This is a genomic window from Pseudomonas sp. B2021, from assembly GCF_018135665.1.
Lineage (GTDB): Bacteria > Pseudomonadota > Gammaproteobacteria > Pseudomonadales > Pseudomonadaceae > Aquipseudomonas > Aquipseudomonas lactis.
In genome coordinates, this window is sequence record NZ_SMOF01000001.1 from 4,959,550 (window position 1) to 4,978,874 (window position 19,325).

At 61.8% G+C, this 19,325-nt stretch carries 13 protein-coding genes and 1 tRNA gene; 5 read left to right on the forward strand and 9 right to left on the reverse strand.

Annotated elements, in window-relative coordinates; translation table 11 throughout:
- Positions 1–6: 6 nt before the first annotated feature.
- The 3 genes from E1K68_RS22340 (at position 7) to E1K68_RS22350 (ending at position 4,286) form a co-directional block, all read left to right on the forward strand.
- Positions 7–83, forward strand: a tRNA-Met gene (locus tag E1K68_RS22340).
- Between the two features lie 280 nt (positions 84–363).
- Complete coding sequence (gene mprF, locus E1K68_RS22345; protein ID WP_003193949.1) at positions 364–3,006, forward strand: bifunctional lysylphosphatidylglycerol flippase/synthetase MprF; 2,643 nt, start codon at positions 364–366, stop codon at positions 3,004–3,006.
- Positions 3,006–4,286, forward strand: a complete 1,281-nt coding sequence (locus E1K68_RS22350; RefSeq protein ID WP_212614667.1) for a virulence factor family protein — start codon at positions 3,006–3,008, stop codon at positions 4,284–4,286. The genes mprF and E1K68_RS22350 overlap by 1 nt, the downstream gene beginning before the upstream one ends.
- Positions 4,287–4,421: 135 nt before the next feature.
- Here the strand turns inward: E1K68_RS22350 and recJ are convergent, their stop codons facing one another.
- Positions 4,422–6,131, reverse strand: a complete 1,710-nt coding sequence (gene recJ, locus E1K68_RS22355) for a single-stranded-DNA-specific exonuclease RecJ (protein ID WP_003193951.1) — start codon at positions 6,129–6,131, stop codon at positions 4,422–4,424.
- Between the two features lie 149 nt (positions 6,132–6,280).
- Positions 6,281–6,823, reverse strand: coding sequence for a YaeQ family protein (locus E1K68_RS22360; RefSeq protein WP_003193952.1), 543 nt, complete (start codon positions 6,821–6,823; stop codon positions 6,281–6,283).
- A 137-nt stretch (positions 6,824–6,960) separates the two neighbouring features.
- On the opposite strand from E1K68_RS22360, the gene E1K68_RS22365 reads away from it, so the two are divergent.
- The gene (locus tag E1K68_RS22365; RefSeq protein WP_003193953.1) at positions 6,961–8,160 is read left to right on the forward strand and encodes a CaiB/BaiF CoA-transferase family protein; all 1,200 of its coding nucleotides are present in this window, start codon (positions 6,961–6,963) and stop codon (positions 8,158–8,160) included.
- A gap of 170 nt (positions 8,161–8,330) precedes the next feature.
- Here E1K68_RS22365 and E1K68_RS22370 read toward each other — a convergent pair whose 3' ends face one another.
- A complete protein-coding gene (locus tag E1K68_RS22370; RefSeq protein WP_020301357.1) occupies positions 8,331–8,615 on the reverse strand; it encodes a DUF3509 domain-containing protein in 285 nt (94 codons plus the stop codon).
- Between the two features lie 207 nt (positions 8,616–8,822).
- Here E1K68_RS22370 and E1K68_RS22375 point away from each other — a divergent pair, with 207 nt between their 5' ends.
- On the forward strand, positions 8,823–9,485 hold the full coding sequence (locus E1K68_RS22375; protein WP_212614668.1) for a response regulator transcription factor: 663 nt from the start codon (positions 8,823–8,825) through the stop codon (positions 9,483–9,485).
- Here the strand turns inward: E1K68_RS22375 and E1K68_RS22380 are convergent.
- The 6 genes from E1K68_RS22380 to xerD all read right to left on the reverse strand — a co-directional run bounded on the left by E1K68_RS22380 (position 9,454) and on the right by xerD (position 19,265).
- Positions 9,454–10,698, reverse strand: a complete 1,245-nt coding sequence (locus E1K68_RS22380) for an EAL domain-containing response regulator (protein WP_212614669.1) — start codon at positions 10,696–10,698, stop codon at positions 9,454–9,456. The genes E1K68_RS22375 and E1K68_RS22380 overlap by 32 nt on opposite strands.
- Positions 10,699–10,816: 118 nt before the next feature.
- Complete coding sequence (locus E1K68_RS22385) at positions 10,817–14,389, reverse strand: transporter substrate-binding domain-containing protein (RefSeq protein ID WP_212614920.1); 3,573 nt, start codon at positions 14,387–14,389, stop codon at positions 10,817–10,819.
- Positions 14,390–14,578: 189 nt separating this feature from the next.
- Complete coding sequence (gene thrC / locus E1K68_RS22390; RefSeq protein WP_003193958.1) at positions 14,579–15,988, reverse strand: threonine synthase; 1,410 nt, start codon at positions 15,986–15,988, stop codon at positions 14,579–14,581.
- Positions 15,989–16,055: 67 nt separating this feature from the next.
- Complete coding sequence (locus E1K68_RS22395; RefSeq protein WP_003193959.1) at positions 16,056–17,360, reverse strand: homoserine dehydrogenase; 1,305 nt, start codon at positions 17,358–17,360, stop codon at positions 16,056–16,058.
- A gap of 128 nt (positions 17,361–17,488) precedes the next feature.
- Positions 17,489–18,220: a thioredoxin fold domain-containing protein gene (locus E1K68_RS22400; RefSeq protein ID WP_003193960.1), complete on the reverse strand. Its 732-nt coding sequence runs from the start codon at positions 18,218–18,220 to the stop codon at positions 17,489–17,491.
- A 148-nt stretch (positions 18,221–18,368) separates the two neighbouring features.
- Positions 18,369–19,265, reverse strand: a complete 897-nt coding sequence (gene xerD / locus E1K68_RS22405) for a site-specific tyrosine recombinase XerD (RefSeq protein ID WP_003193961.1) — start codon at positions 19,263–19,265, stop codon at positions 18,369–18,371.
- Between the last annotated feature and the right edge of the window lie 60 nt (positions 19,266–19,325).

Consider the following 19,325-nt stretch of genomic DNA (forward strand, 5'->3'; position numbering starts at 1 on the left):
CACAGACGCGGGATGGAGCAGTCTGGTAGCTCGTCGGGCTCATAACCCGAAGGTCGTCGGTTCAAATCCGGCTCCCGCAACCAAACATCAAAAAAGGCTACTCGAAAGAGTGGCCTTTTTTGTATCTGACGAAAAAGTTCTTCTGAAACAATGGCATGGCATCTTTCATGAAACCGTAGACGGTTTGCAGAGTCCATCTCATTGCACGCTATGCTCACTGCTCAAGCGCTCCCCCTCTACGACCAATGGCCGCAGTCGCCGCGCCCGGTGATCCGCGTTAATATTTGTAATTATTTTGTCCATAGGGATTGGTAACTTGGCTGGATACCTCCATCCTGTCGCGCACAATCCACGAGGTGATTGATGCGCGCCAACTCGTCTGAACCACAAGACACCGTCACAGCAGAACAACCGATCACTCCCACCCGTTTGCGGTGGCTGGACCTGTTGAGCAAGTATCGCCAGCCCATCGGCCTGGCCGTGACGCTTCTGCTGTTTGCAATCGCCCTGATCGCCTGCCGGCACCTGCTGCTGGAGCTGGACCTCTACGCCCTGCACGATTCGATCCTGGAAGTGCCCAAGCCCGCCCTGTTGGGTGCCTTCGCGGCAGCGGTCGCCGGCTTCATTATCCTGCTCGGCTATGAGTTCTCCGGTGCGCGGTATGCCGGCGTGCAATTGCCCGCCAAAACCCTGGCCCTGGGTGGTTTCACCGCCTTTGCCATTGGCAACGCCATTGGTTTGTCGATGCTCTCGGGCGGTTCGGTGCGCTACCGTTTATATGCACGGCATGGCATCGGCGCCTCGGAAGTGGCGCACATGACCGTATTCGCCAGCCTGGCCCTTGGCTGTGCCCTGCCGCCGCTGGCCGCGCTGGCCACGTTGAGCAACTTGCCGGCCGCTTCCACTTACCTGCATTTATCGCAAAGCCTGCTCGGTGGCATTGCCGGCGCCGTGCTGCTGTTGTCGGTGCTGCTGTGCATCGGCATCTATCGCCGCCGCCTGCCGGAACAGCCCTACCCCGACAACCTGCTGGTCAAGGCCGGGCGCCGTACCCTGCGCCTGCCAGGCCGACGCCTGACGTTCCTGCAACTGATCATCACCGCACTGGACGTCGCCGCAGCCGCTACCGTGCTGTATCTACTGTTGCCGGAAGCGCCGCCCTTCGGCCCGTTCCTGTTGGTGTACCTGCTGGCCCTGGCCGCCGGTGTGCTCAGCCATGTGCCGGGCGGCGTGGGCGTATTCGAAGCGATCCTGCTGGCGGCCTTTGCCGACAAACTCGGTGCCGCGCCCCTGGCCGCGGCCTTGCTGCTGTACCGCATGATCTACGTGGTGCTGCCTCTGCTGATCGCCTGTGTGTTCCTGCTGGTCAACGAGGCCCAGCGCCTGTTCCAGACCCAGCAGAGCCTGCGGGTAGCGTCGGGGCTGGCAGCGCCAGTATTGGCCGTCCTGGTTTTTTTGTCCGGCGTGGTCCTGCTGTTTTCCGGCGCCACGCCAGAAATCGACTCACGCCTGGAAAACATCGGCTTCCTGATCCCCCATCGTCTGATTGACGCGTCGCACTTCGGTGCCAGCCTGATCGGCGTGTTGTGCCTGTTGCTCGCCCAGGGCCTGCGCCGGCGGTTGTCGGCCGCCTGGATGCTGACCATGGTGTTGCTGCTGGTTGGCGCCCTGCTCTCGCTGCTTAAAGGCTTCGACTGGGAAGAAGCCAGCCTGATGACCATGACCGCAGTGCTGCTGGCCATCTTCCGCCGCTCGTTCTACCGCGCCAGTCGCCTGACCGAGTTGCCGTTTTCGCCGCTGTACCTGGTGGCCAGTGTGTGTGTGCTCGGTGCCTCGATCTGGCTGCTGCTGTTTGCCTATCAGGACGTGCCCTACAGCCATCAACTCTGGTGGCAGTTCACCCTCGACGCCAACGCCCCACGTGGCTTGCGTTCGCTTCTCGGCGCCGCCGTGTTGCTGGTGATCGTGTCGCTGACCTGGCTGCTGCGCACGGCACGCCCGGTTATCCACCTGCCGACCCCGGAAGAACTGGAGCGCGCCAGCAAGATCCTGATGGCCTCGTCCCAACCCGACGGCGGCCTGGCGCTCACCGGCGACAAGGCGCTGCTGTTTCACCCCAACGATGAAGCCTTCCTGATGTATGCCCGTCGCGGGCGTAGCCTGGTGGCCCTGTACGACCCGATCGGCCCGACCCAGCCGCGCGCCGAGATGATCTGGCAGTTCCGCGACCTGTGCGACATCCACCACGCCCGCCCGGTGTTCTACCAGGTACGCGCCGAGAACCTGCCGTACTACATGGACATCGGCCTCACCGCGATCAAGCTGGGTGAAGAAGCCCGCGTCGACCTGAAACGCTTTGACCTGGAAGCCAAGGGCAAAGAAATGAAGGATTTGCGCTACACCTGGAACCGTGGCACCCGGGACGGGCTGTCCCTGGAGATCTGCGAACCGGGCAAGGCGCCAATGGATGAATTAAAAGTCATCTCCGATGCCTGGCTTACAGGTAAGAATGTGCGGGAAAAGGGCTTCTCCCTGGGCCGTTTCAGCGATGATTACCTCAAGCACTTTCGTATCGCGATCATTCGCTTCGAAGGGCGCCCGGTGGCCTTCGCCAACCTGCTCGAAACCTACAACCATGACCTGGCCAGCCTCGACCTGATGCGTGCCCACCCGGACGCGCCCAAGTTGACCATGGAATTCATGATGGTGGGCCTGATTCAACATTATAAGAGCCACGACTACGCGCGCTTCAGCCTCGGCATGGTGCCGTTGTCGGGCTTGCAACCGCGCCGTGGCGCACCGCTGACCCAACGCCTGGGTTCGATGGTGTTCCGCCGTGGCGAGCAACTGTATAACTTCCAAGGTTTGCGCCGCTTCAAAGACAAGTTCCAGCCCGACTGGGAACCCCGTTACATGGCTGTGCCCGCAGGACTGGATCCGCTGGTGGCATTGGCCGATACCGCCGCCCTGATCGCGGGCGGCTTGACTGGATTGGTGAAACGCTGATGATTCGACGCTCCTGGCGGTATGTATTGGCTTTAGTGGTGCTGCTTGCGCTGATCGCGGCGGGTGGCTTCTGGTACTGGAACCGCCCTGCCCCGCAGCCGACGCTGGAGCACTTGCCCCAGGCCGACGGTTCGGTAATGACCCGCGTGACCCCGGCCAGCAACGCAAAAGCCCGCGTGGCCGTGGCGGTGATGGCCGACGAAACCCTGACCGACAGCCAACTGATGGCCCTGAGCCAGGGCGGTGCTGCGCAACTGGTTCAGGTGGTGCTGCCCAAAGATGACTGCGCATTGCAGGAAAAAGCCCTGCAAGACGCCCTGGCCCAGCTCAAAGGCCCGGCGACCCTGGTCAGCGGCATCGGCCCTGGCGCCGCACTCGCCTGGCGCTGGCTGGCCACCCAGAACGACGACAAGGCCAACGCCATCTCCGTGGGCTTTGCCCTGAAACAGGAAGGCTGCAACGACCCGCTGCCGAAAACCGCCGCCCATGGCAACTGGCTGGTGGCGTGGAACGATAACCCCGACGATGAGAGCGCCAGTTTCGTACGTGACACACCGCGCGCTACGACCAGCATCAGCGACTACGACATTCATTACCCACAGGTGCTGAACAACGAACTGCGCAAGCAACTGGTCGGTTCGGACAACGGCGGCCTGGCGATTCCGGTGGTGGAAGTGCCTGCCGGCCAAGCCAAGGACACCGTGACCCTGTTCCTCTCCGGTGACGGCGGATGGCGCGACCTGGACCGCGACGTGGCGGGCGAGATGGCGAAGATCGGCTACCCGGTGGTGGGCATCGACACCCTGCGCTATTACTGGCAGCACAAGAGCCCCGAGCAAAGCGCCAAGGACCTCACCGAGCTGATGCAACACTACCGGCAGAAATGGGGCACCAAGCGCTTCGTGCTGACCGGTTACTCGTTCGGCGCCGACGTACTGCCGGCGATCTACAACCGTATGCCAGAGAACGAACAGCAACGGGTAGACGCGATCATCCTGCTGGCCTTCGCCCGCACCGGCAGCTTTGAAATCGAAGTGGAAGGCTGGCTGGGCAACGCCGGCAAAGAAGCCGCCACCGGCCCGGAAATGGCCAAGCTGCCGCCTGAAAAAGTCGTGTGCATCTACGGTGCCGAAGAAGTCGACGAGAGTGGCTGCACCGACAAGACCGCCGTGGGCGAAGCCATGAAGCTGCCGGGCGGGCATCACTTCGATGAGAACTACCCGGCGCTGGCCAAGCGCTTGGTGGAGATTATTGTCAAGCATCAGGCCAAAGCCGAATAATTCCAGCTTAATCCAAGACCCAATGTGGGAGCGGGCTTGCCCGCGATAGCGCGGGCTCAGTTACAGTAGCGTTGACTGACAGTCCGCCATCGCGGGCAAGCCCGCTCCCACAGTGGTACGTGGTGTTGATGAAAACTAGCGCGGTTCGATGTGCGCAATCATCAGTTGCACCGTCTCATTGCCACGAAACTCATTCACATCCAGTTTGTAGGCCAACTCCACCCACCGCACGGTCGGGTTTGGCCACACTTCGCGGTCCACACCAAAGGCAATGCCATCGAGCTTCACCGACCCGCATTCGCTCTTGAGCACCACTTTCAAATGCCGCTCGCCCACCACCCGCTGCTCCACCAACTGAAATACCCCGTGAAACAACGGCTCGGGAAAGTGCTGCCCCCACGGGCCGGCATGGCGCAGGGCGCGGGCCAGTTCCAGGTGAAACTCTTCCACCGCCAGGGTACCGTCTGAAAGCAGGCGGCCGGTGAGGTCTTCTTCGCGCAGTTGCCGACGCACTTCGGCATCAAAGGCTTCGGCGAACAACGGGAAGTTGGCTTCAGGCAAGGTCAGCCCCGCCGCCATGGCGTGGCCACCGTATTTGGTGATCAGGTTGGGATGCTGGCTGGCGACGACTGCCAGCGCATCGCGGATATGAAAGCCCTGCACCGAGCGTCCAGAGCCCTTGAGCAGGCCATCGCCGGCATCGGCGAAGGCGATGGTCGGGCGGAAATAACGCTCCTTCATGCGTGACGCGAGGATGCCGATCACCCCCTGGTGCCACTCCGGGTCGAACAGGCACAAGCCGTACGGCATCGACTCCACCGGCAAGTCCTTGAGCTGGGCCAGGGCCTCGCGCTGCATGCCTTGCTCGATGGATTTACGGTCCTGGTTCATGCCGTCCAGTTGCGCGGCCATTTCCCGTGCGGCGGCGAAGTCGGTGGTGAGCAGGCATTCGATGCCCAGGCTCATGTCATCCAGGCGTCCGGCGGCATTCAGGCGCGGGCCGAGGATAAAACCCAGGTCGGTGGAGGTGATACGCGCATGATCACGCTTGGCCACTTCCAGAATCGCCTTGATCCCCGGCCGTGCCCGACCGGCCCGAATACGCTCCAGGCCCTGGTGCACGAGGATGCGGTTGTTGGCGTCCAGCGGCACCACGTCAGCGACGCTGCCCAGGGCCACCAGGTCAAGCAGTTCACCGATGTTCGGCTGGGGCTTGTTGTCATACCAACCCAGGCTGCGCAACCGCGCACGCAGGGCCATCAACACGTAAAAGATCACGCCGACCCCGGCCAGGGCCTTGCTGGGGAACCCACAGCCCGGCTGGTTCGGATTGACGATGGCGTCGGCGGCCGGCAGTTCATCACCGGGCAAGTGGTGGTCGGTGACCAGCACCTGCAACCCCGCCGCCTTCGCCGCCGCCACGCCTTCGACGCTGGAGATGCCGTTGTCCACGGTGATCAGCAACTGCGGCTCGCGCTGCAGGGCCACCGCGACGATTTCCGGGGTCAGGCCATAGCCGTATTCGAAGCGGTTGGGCACCAGGTAGTCGACATGGGCCGCGCCGAGCAAACGCAAGCCCAGAGTGCCCACGGTGCTCGCCGTGGCGCCATCGGCGTCAAAGTCACCGACGATCAGGATGCGCTGGCGCTGCTCCAGGGCCGTCACCAGCAAGTCCACCGCGGCGTCGATACCCTTGAGCTGCTGATAGGGAATCAACCGCGCCAGGCTCTTGTCCAGCTCGGCTTCCGATTGCACCCCGCGTGCGGCGTAAAGGCGGGTCAACAGCGGCGGCAGTTCACCGAGAAAAGGCAGGACGGCGGGCAGTGGGCGGGGATCGATACGCATACGGTGGTGATAACTTCTCTTTAATCATTGTAGGAGCGAGCTTGCTCGCGAAGGTGGTTAACGATGACGCGTGTGCCTGGGTGATCGTGGTGCCCTGGAGTTTTTCGCGAGCAAGCTCGCTCCTACAGGGAGCCGGGTTCAGCCAAGGTTTAACCGCGCTCGCCGACCAGCCATTGCAGTTGCACTTCATGCTGGCCACGGTCATCGGTCACAAAGATCGTGCCTTCGCTGATCATCACGTCCCACTTGATGACGCGGGGCATGTCCTTGGCCAGGGTCTCCAACACTTCCTGGGGCACGGCAGCGATATGTACGTTTTTCAGGTTGTTGGCCACCGGCACCACCTTGCCTTCCCACACGCGCAGGCTGCCATAGGCCAGCAGGCTGGTGCGTTCGGTGCGGCGCGAGCACCAGGTCAGGCGGTCGGCATCCGGCTGGCCGACTTCGATCCAGTGCAAAACCCGATCATCCAGGCTCTTTTCCCACAGGGCTGGTTCGTCCACATCCGACAGGCCACGCCCGAACGCCAATTGCTCGTTGTACCAGAGGGCGTAGGCCAGCAGGCGCACGGTCATGCGCTCTTCGGTTTCCGAAGGGTGGCGGGCGATGGTCTGTTTGACGCTCTCATACACCGAGCGGTCGAGGTCGGTGAGGTTGAGTTCGAATTTGTAGGTCGTGGACGGCTGGGCCATGAACGGGCTTCTAAAGACAAGGAAAGACGGCCAGTCTAACCGATGGCGAGGGCATTGAACGAATACTGCGCTGCATCCACGCAGCTCGCCTATGTTAAAAAGCAGTACATCATCGTCCCGCGCTTGTAAGGATCCCCATGTCGCTTAATGCCAAACCACTTGCCGGCCTGAAAGTCATCGAACTGGGCACTCTGATCGCCGGCCCGTTTGCCTCACGCATCTGCGCCGAATTCGGCGCCGAAGTGATCAAGGTCGAATCCCCGGACGGCGGCGACCCGCTGCGCAAATGGCGCAAGCTGTATGAAGGCACTTCGCTGTGGTGGTTCGTGCAGGCCCGCAACAAGCAGTCGCTGACCCTCAACCTCAAGCACCCTGAGGGCCTGGCGATTCTCAAGCAACTGTTGGCCGACGCCGACATTCTGATCGAAAACTTCCGCCCAGGCGTGCTGGAGAAACTCGGCCTGAGTTGGGAAACCCTGCACGCCCTCAACCCCAAGCTGGTGATGGTACGCCTCTCGGGCTTCGGCCAGACGGGGCCGATGAAGGACCAGCCGGGGTTTGGCGCGGTGGGCGAGTCCATGGGCGGCTTGCGCTATATCACCGGCTTCGAAGACCGCCCGCCAGTGCGCACCGGGATTTCCATCGGCGACTCGATTGCCGCGTTGTGGGCGGTGATCGGCGCGCTGATGGCACTCCGTCACCGCGAGGTCAACGGCGGTCTGGGCCAAGTGGTGGATGTGGCGCTGTACGAAGCCATCTTCGCCATGATGGAAAGCATGATCCCCGAGTTCGATGTGTTCGGGTTTATCCGTGAGCGCACCGGCAACATCATGCCCGGCATCACCCCGTCCTCGATCCACACCACCGCAGACGGCAAGCATGTGCAAATCGGCGCCAATGGCGATGCGATCTTCAAGCGCTTCATGCAGGTGATCGGCCGTGACGACTTGGCGAACGACCCTGCACTGGCCAGCAATGACGGGCGTGACACTCGCCGCGACGAGCTGTACGGCGTGATTGATCGCTGGGTCAATTCGCTGTCGCTCGACCAGGTGATTGAGCAACTGAATAAAGCCGAGGTGCCCGCCAGCCGTATCTACAGCGCCGAAGACATGCTGGGTGACCCGCAATTCCTGGCCCGGGAAATGTTCCTCAAGGCGCAGTTGCCGGGCGGCAAGGACTTCAAGATGCCCGGCATCGTGCCCAAGCTCTCGGACACACCGGGCAGTTGCGAATGGGTCGGCCCGCAATTGGGTGAACACAACAGCGTGGTGCTCAATGCCCTGGGCTATGACGCGGCGGCTATCACTCGCCTGCGCAAGGATGGCGCAATCTGACAAATTGCAGGCAAAAAGAAACCCCGAGCAGTGGGGAGACAACTCGGGGTTAAACGTGGCCTACAAAGACCAGTACAGCAAGCTACAGACACCGGAGCACAATGCCTGCTCTTGCTGTTACAAACTCTGACTGACCACCGTGTAGGAAGGTTCCGAAGAAAAATAATGTTTCATGCCAGTGCGCCGCCACGGGTTTGTGAGGCGTTGCGCAAGGCAGCGATGACTGAAGGTTCCAGGCGCCCTTCGGCGATTTTCAGGTCGCGAAGCAGGCAATCCACCACATCCACCAGCGCGCGCTTATCGCTCAATTGCGCACGATCGACTTCACGTTCAACCACGATGGCGCCACCGGGGTTCTTCACGGTTACCAGGCAGTCGTCGCGCATACCGGCAGAGGTCAGCGTAACCTGATAAGGGCTCAGTGCTTGGCTGAGCAATAGGTTGATACTTTCCATCTCGATCACCACTCAATCATTCGAAAAAGGTTCGAAAAACAAAAATGTCACGAAGAGGCTGACATTCAAGTGACCCGTGCTCAAAGCAGAAAGTTCTACCTTTTGTGTAATCCACTGCTTGAGGAAAACGAGCATGCACGGAAAAGATGACAGAGAAAAAACAACGGCGCACAGGCTAGAATCCCTGGATTATCCCGGGAGCCTGCCTTGAGAGCCGCGTCTGAACCGCCCTTGCGTATCGTGATTGCCGACGATCACCCGATTTTCCTGATTGGCCTGCGCGCCGTGCTCGAACGTGACCCGCACATCAGCATCGTCGGCGAGGCCAATTCCCCCCAGGCCCTCAGTGCGTTGTTGCAACACAGTACCTGCGATGTGGTGGTGACCGACTTCATGATGCCCGTCGAGCCCCAGGCCGACGGGTTGCGCTTGATCGAGCAACTGCGCCGGCACTATCCGCAACTGCCCATTGTGGTGGTGACCATGCTCAACAATGCCGGGTTGTTTCATTCCATCCTGGCATTGGGTGTGATGGGCCTGCTGAGCAAGGCCAGCCTGGCCGATGAGCTGCCCCAGGCGATCCGCCAGGTGCGCCAGCAACGCACCTACGTGGCCCAAACCATCCGCCAGGCGCTGAGCCTGGCCGGGGAAGTCGGCGCTGATCGACTGCATTCCCAGGAGCACCTGTCACCCCGGGAGCTGGAGGTGATTCGCCTGTTGGCCGGTGGCATGACGGTGGGCGAGATCGCCGCGCACCTGCACCGCAGCAAGCAGACCGTCAGCGCGCAAAAAGTCAGCGCCATGCGCAAGCTCGGGCTGGTCAATGATGCCGCCCTGTTTATTTACGTGCAGGAACACGGGCTGGCCTAGCCTGAAATGCGATCCATTGCTTGAGCGCCGCGGCCTCCATCGGCCGCGCGATAAAGCAGCCTTGCAGCCACGCCGCGCCCAGTTCGCCCACGGCGTGATAGTCGGCGGCGGTTTCCACGCCGGTGACCACTACCGCAACGTCCAGGCGCGCCGCCATGCTCATGGCGCCCGCCACCACCGCGGCCTTGCGGTCATCATTGGCCATCCCACAGGCAAACGCCGGGGGGATTTTCAGCTCGGTAAAAGGCAGTTCCAGCAAATGCTGCAGGCTGGTGCCGCCCATGCCGAAGTCGCCGATGGACAACTGGCAACCCAACATGCGCAAGCGCAGCAACCCGGTGACATGGGCGCTGTCGGTTTTCAGCGTCGAGGTTTCCACCAACTCCAGGGTCAGGCTATGGGCGGGCACACCATGAAGTTGCAGCAAACCTTGCAGCACCTGGGGGAAGTGCTCACGCTCCAGCATGCGCCCGGGAATATTCACGGCCACCGGCAGCACTTGGCCGCTGTCGCCCATCACCTGGTTGGCCAGGCCAAGCGCCTGCTCCAGCACATGCCAGGTAAACGCCTCTTCCATGCCGGCAAACTCCAACACCGGCAGGAACTCGTCAGGCAGCAATAGCTCACCGTCCTGCAACTGCCAACGCGCCAGCGCCTCCACCCCTTGCAACACACCGGCCTGACTGACGATGGGCTGGTACCAGACCCTGCCACAGGCTGCGATAGTCGCCTGGCTGACATCCGCCGAGGGCGGCAGTTGTTCCTGCTCGCTCAAGCTCAGCAGTTGACGGACGCGCTCCCAGGACAGCACCGCTGGCCCTGGACGCAAGTGCTCCTGACAGTCGCTCAGTACTTGCCCGATCAGCTTGGCCGAAGCCGGCTTGGGCAAGCACGCCAAGACCTTGAGCCCCAATTGGCGCGCCATGTTCGCCACGCCTTCCAGAACGTCGGGCTCGGCGTTGCTGAGCAGGATCAATACTTGGGCCAGGCGGCGTTCCGCCAACTCACGGATCAACGCCAGGCCATCGCCCTGCTCCAGGTACAGATCGCAGATGGCGATATCCACCGGGCCTTTGCTGTCCAGGGATTGGCGGGCGATTTCGACCGTTTCCGCGGCGCGTACATTGAACACGCCGTTGGCATTGAGCATCTGGTGCAGGGCCATCAGTTGAAACGGGTTGTCTTCGAGGATCAGGACGTTCAGGGATCGCATGGGTAAGTGGTGTCGGTACAGGGAAAGTCCTGCACAGTAGTCATATGCTGCGGTGTGCCCCATAGGACGTGTCCTAAATGTGGTCTGTAGGAGCGAGCTTGCTCGCTCCTACAATGTGTCAGGCATCCAGATAGGGTTGCAGGTCGCGACGAAACGCCTTGAGCACCTCGGACAAGCGCAACCAGGGTGCTTCAAGCTCGGCGCCGCGCTGTTCACGGGCGCACTGCTCAAGGGCGACGCAGGCCTTGGCGAGTGGCAGTGCGTCCACCAGCGAGCAAATGCCCTTGAGCCGGTGCAGCGATGCATTCAAGCGTGCCACGTCGCGCTCGGCCAGGGCACCCGCCAGTACCTCGTGTTCGTGGTCCAGGCTCTTGGCCAGTTCCTGCAACATGCTGTGCAGCACTGGCCCGTCGGCCTGGGTCATGGTGCGCAGGGCCTGGATATCGAACGAACGCAGGGGCGCCACGCGGGCCAGCACTTGGGTCCAGTGTTCCAGAGTCACGGGCTTGACCAGCAGTTCATCCATACCGGCGTCCTCGCAGCGGCGTTGTTCATCTTTCATAGCGTTCGCGGTGCAACCGATCAGCGCAAGACGAGGCCGTTGCTCCTCGGCTTCGAGGCGTCGGATCGCCGCACTCAAGGCATAGCCGGACATGCCGGGCATCTGGCAATCGGTGACCAGCACGTCAAAACGCTGCTCACGCCAGCGTTGCAACGCGGCCTCGGCCGACTCCAGGGCGACCACCTGGTGACCGAGGAACTGCAACTGCTGCGCCAGCACCAGGCGGTTGGCCGCCAAATCATCCACCACCAGTATCGACAGGCTGCGCCCCGTCGGTGACAACGTCGCGGTAGGCATTGCCGGCACATCATCGGTGCTGACCCGGTCCAGGCGCAGGTCAATGCACACCACCGTCCCCTCGCCCACCACACTGTCGAGGTAAATGCTCCCGCCCATCAATTCCACCAGTTGCTTGCAGATACTCAGGCCCAGGCCAGTGCCGCCGTGTTGCGCGGCGGTCAAGGCGCTTACCTGGGTAAATGGCTTGAACACCCGCGGCTGTTGCTCGGCGCTGATGCCCGGGCCGCTGTCCTTGACGCACAGGTGCAGGTATTCACTATCGCGCTCATCCCGCTGGCAAGTCACGCTGAGGTGAACCCCGCCCCGCTCGGTGAATTTGAGCGCATTGCCCAACAGGTTGTGCATCACCTGGCGTAACCGCAGCGGGTCGAACCAGTAATAGCCCTGAGCAGCCGGATCAAACGCCAGGGTCAGATGCAGGCCCTTCTTTTGCGCCGTGGCTTCGAACAGGCTCTGGATACCCTCGAAAAAACTCTTGAGCTCGGTGGTCTGTGGCGCCAGTTGCAGGTGACCGGCCTCGATCTTGGCCAAGTCCAGGCTGTCGCCCATCAGCGCAATCAGCTCGCGCGCCGAACGATGGGCCACTTGCAGCGCCTCGGAAACCGGCTGGCCGCTTGCCAGGCAACGCTCTTGCTCCAGTTCGAGCAAGCCAATGATGGCGGTCATGGGGGTGCGAATCTCATGGCTCAAGGCCGAGAGAAATGCACTTTTGGCGTAGTTCGCCTCATCGGCTGCCTGGCGGGCGTCCATCAGCTGGCGCTCCAGGTCTTTGCGTTCGTTGATGTCGATCCAGCCGCCCAACAACCCCTGCAAGCGGCCCTGAGCGTCGAAAAAGGGCACGGTCCACTGGTAGACGTGATAAGTACCGCCATTGAGCTCCAATTGCCGGTCGACAAACAACGACTGCTGCGTGGCCAATTGCTCCATGTGCCCTTCGTGCAGGCGCGCCGCCGTGGCGTCGGGCACGACCTTGCTTTCCATCAGCGTCAGGCCCTGGATCAGCTCCAGCCGGGTCGCCAGTTGCTGTTCATAGCTTTTGTTGCAGGTTACCAGCCGCCCATCCAGGTCGCGGACAAAGAGCGGGTTGGGCATACCGTCGAGCAATGCGCGCTTGAACGCCAGCTGGTCATTGAGCCGTTGCTCGGCCTCCAGCCGTTGGCGGATCTGGCGCTTGAGCCGGCTGTTCCACACCAACGACACCAACACAAACAGCAGCGCCGTGGCCATCGTCCAATAGGCCCAGGGCGGTACACGCTGCCAGACGGGCGGGGGAATCGTCACGGCACCGATCCAACGCAGGCGCAAGGCACTCAACTCAGCCACCGGCAACGCCTCCAGGGCTTTGTTCAGAATGTTCAGCAATTCAGGCTGGTCCTTGCGCACCGACAGGCAGTTGGACGACCACTGGCCGTCGACACTGCGGCCCATACGCAGGCCTTCCTGCGCATAACTCTGCACTTCCACTTCAGTCTGTATCGTGGCGGCGGCCTCGCCCCGTCGTACCAACTCACGGGCCTGGGTGTAATTGTCCACCAGGCGCAACTTGATGCGCGGGTGGTCATGGCGAATCTGGCTCTCCATGACGTGGCGTGCCGGCAATGCCAGCACCTTGCCGTCCAACTGGTTCAAACCCGTCAGGGGCGCGGCATCGGCACGTTCGATAAACACCCAGCCGGAGCCGCCAAAACCATGGCTGAAGTTGAGCAGCGCACTGCGCTCCTGATTCACCGCCAGGGTGGTGTTCATCTGCGCCCGGCCGGTTTCCAGCCATTCCAGGGTTTGTGCGGTAGAACCCACCTCTTCATAAATGAACTGCAAACCGGTCATGCGCGAGATGCGATTCAACAGGTCGACATTCAAGCCAACCCAGTGGCCGTCCTGGTCCCTGAAGATATAAGGCGACATTTGCTGGGCTACCACCACGACATGGGGATGCTCGCGCACCCAGGCCCGTTCCGATGTCGACAACGCAATGCGCTCACCACTGATGCCGACACCGAGCCCGGTGGTCCAGCGTGCGAGGATTTCGCGCTGCACCGACTCGTCGAGGCTTGCCAGCGCGCGGTTCATCATCGCCCCCAACAACGGATCGGCCTGGCGGGTGGCGAAGGCAAAACCGATGGGCGCCAACCGGCTTTGCTCCTTGATCTGCAACCCCAGATAAGGCCGCAGCGATTTATAGGCGCGCACAATCACTTCATTGCCGATAAACGCATCGACATCGCCTTGCTTCAGGGCTTCGAGGCCGCTGTAGAGGTTGGGCGCGAGCATGATGTGGCTGTCGGGGTAGGCGGCGTGAACCTTCTGCACGTTGGCGTAGCCGTCGAGTAATACCAGCTTCTTGCCGGCCAGATCGTCGCCTTGGGTATCGTCGCGGCGCAGCACCACCACTGAACGGTCGGGCATGTAGTCCGGGGTGAACTGCAGGCCGGGTACATCTCGCTCGTAGCCATTGGCACTGGTGAGAATATCGATGGTGCCATTGCGCAGCGCTTCAACCGCCTGGGCGCGCTCGGAGAAGCCCAGCACTTGCATGGGCACACCCAGCCGCGCACCGACCAGGCTCAAGTAATCGGCGCTGATGCCTTGGTAGCGATTGCGGTCGCGGGTGATGTCGATCGGCTGGTAGTCATCGATCGAGATGCCCACCTTCAATGTCCGATGCGCCGCCAACCACTGCTGCTCGGTCGGCGCCAGGGGCATAGGTTCAAGCGCGATAAACGCCGGCACCAGTTTGAACGGCAGGCTGACAGCGGCCAGGCTCATGGGTACCTGGGTGAGCCACAACAGGCACACCAGCTTCAACGTCCATTGGATCAACACCTGCACCGGTTGGGTTTCCTTGATTGGGCGAATGGGCAAGTATGGCTCGCCAGAATGAAAAAGCCCGTCACGAGGACGGGCTTGGCCGACTGCAAAAAAAGCTGACTGTTGCCCCACCATGTCTTGGGTGGATGAAATCAGCTTGAATGTGGGGCAGCACAAAGATGCCCCTCGGCCGTCAGGCAGCCCTGTCGATCAGAGCGGCTTGCCCCGATTGCCGTGCTGGCTGACGAACGCCTGCACCGCCTTCAGGTCATTGGCCAACACGGTGCAGCGCTCTTCGCGCTCGAACAGGTCGGTCAAATGCTCCGGCAACTCCAGGGCCTTGCCAATGCCGGCCTTCTCCACCGCTTCCGGGAACTTGACCGGGTGCGCGGTACCGAGGATCACCATTGGAATATCCAGGCTGCGGCGGCACTCGCGGGCGGCTTTCACGCCGATGGCCGTGTGCGGGTCGAGCACTTCGCCGGTCTCGGCGTAGACTTGCGCGATGGTTTCGCAGGTTTGCGCGTCGTCCACGGCCAGGGAATCGAACAGCTTGCGGGTTTCGGTCCAGCGCTCTTGTTCGACGCTGAAACCGCCACCTTGCTTGAAACTGTTCATCAGCTCGGCCAGGGCTGCGCCGTTGCGACCGTGCATGTCGAACAGCAGGCGTTCGAAGTTCGACGACACCATGATGTCCATGGACGGCGACAGCGTGGCGTGCAGGGTTTCCTTCACGTACTGGTTGCCGCTCATGAAGCGATGCAGGATGTCGTTGCGGTTGGTGGCGACGATCAACTGGTTGATCGGCAGGCCCATGTTGCGCGCCAGGTAACCGGCAAAAATATCGCCGAAGTTGCCGGTCGGCACCGAGAACGACACCGAACGCGCCGGGCCGCCCAACTGCAGCGAGGCGTGGAAGTAGTAGACGATCTGGGCCATGATCCGCGCCCAGTTGATCGAGTTCACCGCCACCAGGCGCGTGCCCTTGAGGAAGCTCTGGTCAGCGAAGCTGTTCTTGACCATTTCCTGGCAGTCATCGAAGTTGCCTTCGATGGCGATGTTGTGAATGTTCTCACCGAAGATGGTGGTCATCTGGCGACGCTGAACTTCGGACACACGCTTGTGCGGGTGCAGGATGAAGATGTCGACGTTCTCGCAGTGCTTGCACCCTTCGATGGCTGCCGAGCCGGTATCGCCGGAGGTGGCGCCGATGATCACCACGCGCTCGCCGCGCTTTTCCAGCACGTAGTCGAGCAGGCGACCGAGCAGTTGCAGGGCGAAGTCCTTGAACGCCAGGGTCGGGCCGTGGAACAGCTCCAGCACCCACTCATTGCCGTTCAGTTGGCGCAGGGGCGCGATGGCGTTGTGGGAAAACACGCCATAGGTTTCTTCCAGAATCTTCTTGAAGTCCGCATCCGGAATGCTACCGGTCACGAACGGGCGCATCACGCGGAAAGCCAGCTCGTGATACGGCAGGCCGGCCCAGGAAGCGATTTCTTCCTGGGTGAAGCGTGGCAGGTTTTCCGGCACATACAGGCCGCCGTCGGTGGCAAGGCCTGCCAGCAGAACGTCTTCGAAATTCAGGGCCGGTGCCTGGCCGCGGGTGCTGATATAACGCATGACTGGCTCCTCTAAAACATTCTCGAACAGGGGCCGCCGAATGGACGGGGCCCCTGGAACAAATCGGTTAGTTCAAGTGTTCGACGCGAATCCGCACCACCGGGCCCACTACGCCTTGCAAGGCTTCCAGGGCATGGATGGCATCGTTGATGTGCTGTTCGAGCACGCGGTGGGTCAGCAGGATCATCGGCACCTGGCCGTTTTGCTCCTCGACTTCCTTCTGCATGATCGACTCGATATTGATACCGCGCTCCGACAGGATGCTGGCCACCTGGGCCAACACGCCTGGATGGTCCTGGGCCTGGATGCGCAGGTAGTAGGCACTTTCGCAAGCTTCGATCGGCAGGATCGGGTGGGCCGACAGCGAGTCCGGCTGGAAGGCCAGGTGCGGCACGCGGTTTTCCGGGTCGCTGGTCATGGCGCGAACCACATCCACCAGGTCGGCGATCACCGACGACGCGGTTGGCTCCATGCCGGCACCAGCGCCGTAGAACAGGGTGGAACCGGCGGCGTCGCCGTTGACCATCACCGCGTTCATCACGCCGTTGACGTTGGCGATCAGGCGGTCGGCCGGGATCAGCGTCGGGTGAACCCGCAACTCGATACCGGCTGGGGTGCTGCGCGCCACGCCCAGGTGTTTGATACGGTAGCCCAGGGCTTCGGCGTAGTTGACGTCGGCGGTGGTCAGCTTGGTGATGCCTTCGGTGTAGGCCTTGTCGAACTGCAGCGGGATACCAAAGGCAATGGACGCCAGGATGGTCAGCTTGTGGGCCGCGTCGATACCTTCCACGTCGAAGGTCGGGTCGGCTTCGGCGTAACCCAGAGCCTGGGCTTCGGCCAGCACGTCTTCGAAGGTACGGCCCTTCTCGCGCATTTCGGTGAGGATGAAGTTACCGGTGCCGTTGATGATGCCGGCCACCCAGTTGATGCGGTTGGCGGACAGGCCTTCACGGATCGCCTTGATCACCGGGATACCACCGGCCACCGCGGCTTCGAACGCCACGATAACGCCCTTCTCGCGGGCCTTGGCGAAGATCTCGTTGCCGTGCACGGCGATCAGCGCCTTGTTGGCGGTGACCACGTGCTTACCGTTCTCGATGGCCTTGAGCACCAGTTCGCGGGCCACGGTGTAGCCGCCCACCAGCTCGATAACGATATCGATCTCAGGGTTGGTGGCCACGGCGAACACATCGTTGGTAATCGCAATACCGGTCGTTTCGAACTGAGGCTTTGGCGAACGCGTGGCAATCTGCGCCACTTCAATCCCGCGACCTGCGCGGCGGGAAATTTCTTCAGCGTTACGCTGAAGTACGTTGAAGGTACCGCCACCGACGGTCCCTAACCCACAGATGCCTACTTTGACCGGTTTCACTGAAGAACTCCCCATGAAACGGCCGACGCTAGGTCGGCCGTGAAAACAGCCGCACAACTGCGGCTCTCAATTAATGACCCACCGACGGTTCGGCGGGCCATGATCGTCAAAGGCTCAACGATAAATGCTTACTTGGCACCCAGTGCCAGTTTGGCAACTTGCGGCGCCGGCTGGTAGCCCGGAATCACCTGGCCGTCGGCCAAAACGATGGCCGGTGTACCGTTCACACCAATGGACTGGCCCAGGGCGAACTGCTTGGAAACCGGGTTGGCGCATTTGGCCGACTTGATTTCCTTGCCATCGACCATCTTGTCCATGGCCGCTTTCTTGTCGGCCGAGCACCACACCGCCTGCAACTGCTCGTCACCCGGCGAACCCAGGCCCTGGCGCGGGAAGGCAACGTAGCGCACTTCCACGCCCAGCTTGTTCAGCGCCGGGATTTCAGCGTGCAGCTTGTGGCAGTACGGGCACGTGGTGTCGGTGAACACGGTGATGTGGGTCTTGGTTTCGCCAATAGCGGGGTAAACCACGGTTTCAGCCACCGGAATGCCGTTGATCAGCTTGGACACGCCCAGGCGCTCGGCCTTCTCGGTCAGGTTGACCGGCTTGCCGTCCTTGAGCTGGAACAGGTAGCCCTGGACGATGTACTGGCCATCGGCACTGGCGTACAGCACGCGGCTGCCCTTGAGCTTGACTTCGTACAGGCCGGCCATGGGGCTGGCGCTGATGCTTTCGATAGGCGTGTCGAGCGCCAGGTTGGCCAGGCTCTTGCGGATGGTCTGCTCGGCCGCATCATCGGCGAGCGCAAAGGTGGAAACCAACGCAATGGCTGCGGCGGCAATAATCTGGGTCAAGCGCATGGGAACTCCTGAAGGCAGAGGCAGGGACGGGAGCAGAATACTGATCTGGACCACAATGGATGCCGTCCCCTTTGCGAACCGGCAAAGCCTACCACAGTTGGGCGGGAGGGCAGCCCGCGACAGGTAAAATGGGCCATTTCTGACGGTTTTATCCGCGTGGGTGGTGCTTGGCGTGCATGTCCTGCAAACGTGCGCGCGCCACATGGGTGTAGATCTGGGTTGTGGATAAGTCGCTGTGCCCAAGCAGCATTTGCACCACGCGCAAATCCGCGCCGTGGTTGAGCAAGTGGGTGGCGAACGCATGGCGCAGGGTGTGGGGTGACAGCGCCTTGCCGATCCCGGCCACTTTGGCCTGGTGCTTGATGCGGTGCCAGAAGGTCTGGCGGGTCATCTGCTCGCCGCGCAGGCTGGGGAATAACACGTCGCTGGGGCGCCCGCCGAGCAATTCGTGGCGCGCATCGCGCATGTAGCGCTCGACCCACACAATCGCCTCCTCGCCCATGGGCACCAGCCGCTCCTTGCTGCCCTTGCCCATCACGCGCAACACGCCCTGGCGCAGGTTGACCTGCTCCAGGGTCAGGCTGATCAGTTCGGTGACGCGCAGGCCGCAGGCATACAGCACCTCAAGCATGGCGCGGTCGCGCTGGCCGATGGCCTCGCTCAGGTCCGGGGCCGCGAGCAAGGCGTCGACATCGGCTTCCGACAAGGACTTGGGCAACGGCCTGCCGAGTTGCGGCATGTCGATTTGCAGGGTCGGGTCGACGGCGATGAGTTTTTCCCGCAGCAGGTAGCGATAAAAGCCACGTACACCGGAGAGAAATCGCGCGGTGGAGCGTGGTTTGTAGTTCTGCTCCAGGCGCCAAGCCAGGTGATCGAGGATCAGCTCGCGCCCGGCATTGATCAGTTCAAGGTTTTTCTCCTGCAGCCAGCCGTTGAACAGCGCCAGGTCACTGCGGTACGCCTGGCGCGTGTTGTCCGACAGGCCTTTTTCTAACCAGAGGGCGTCGAGGAAGCGGTCGATCAGGGGATGGTCAATGGCAGGCATGGGCACTCAAGCGACTTAGCACAAGGCAATACGCGAATTATTTAGTGAACTGTGACAAGA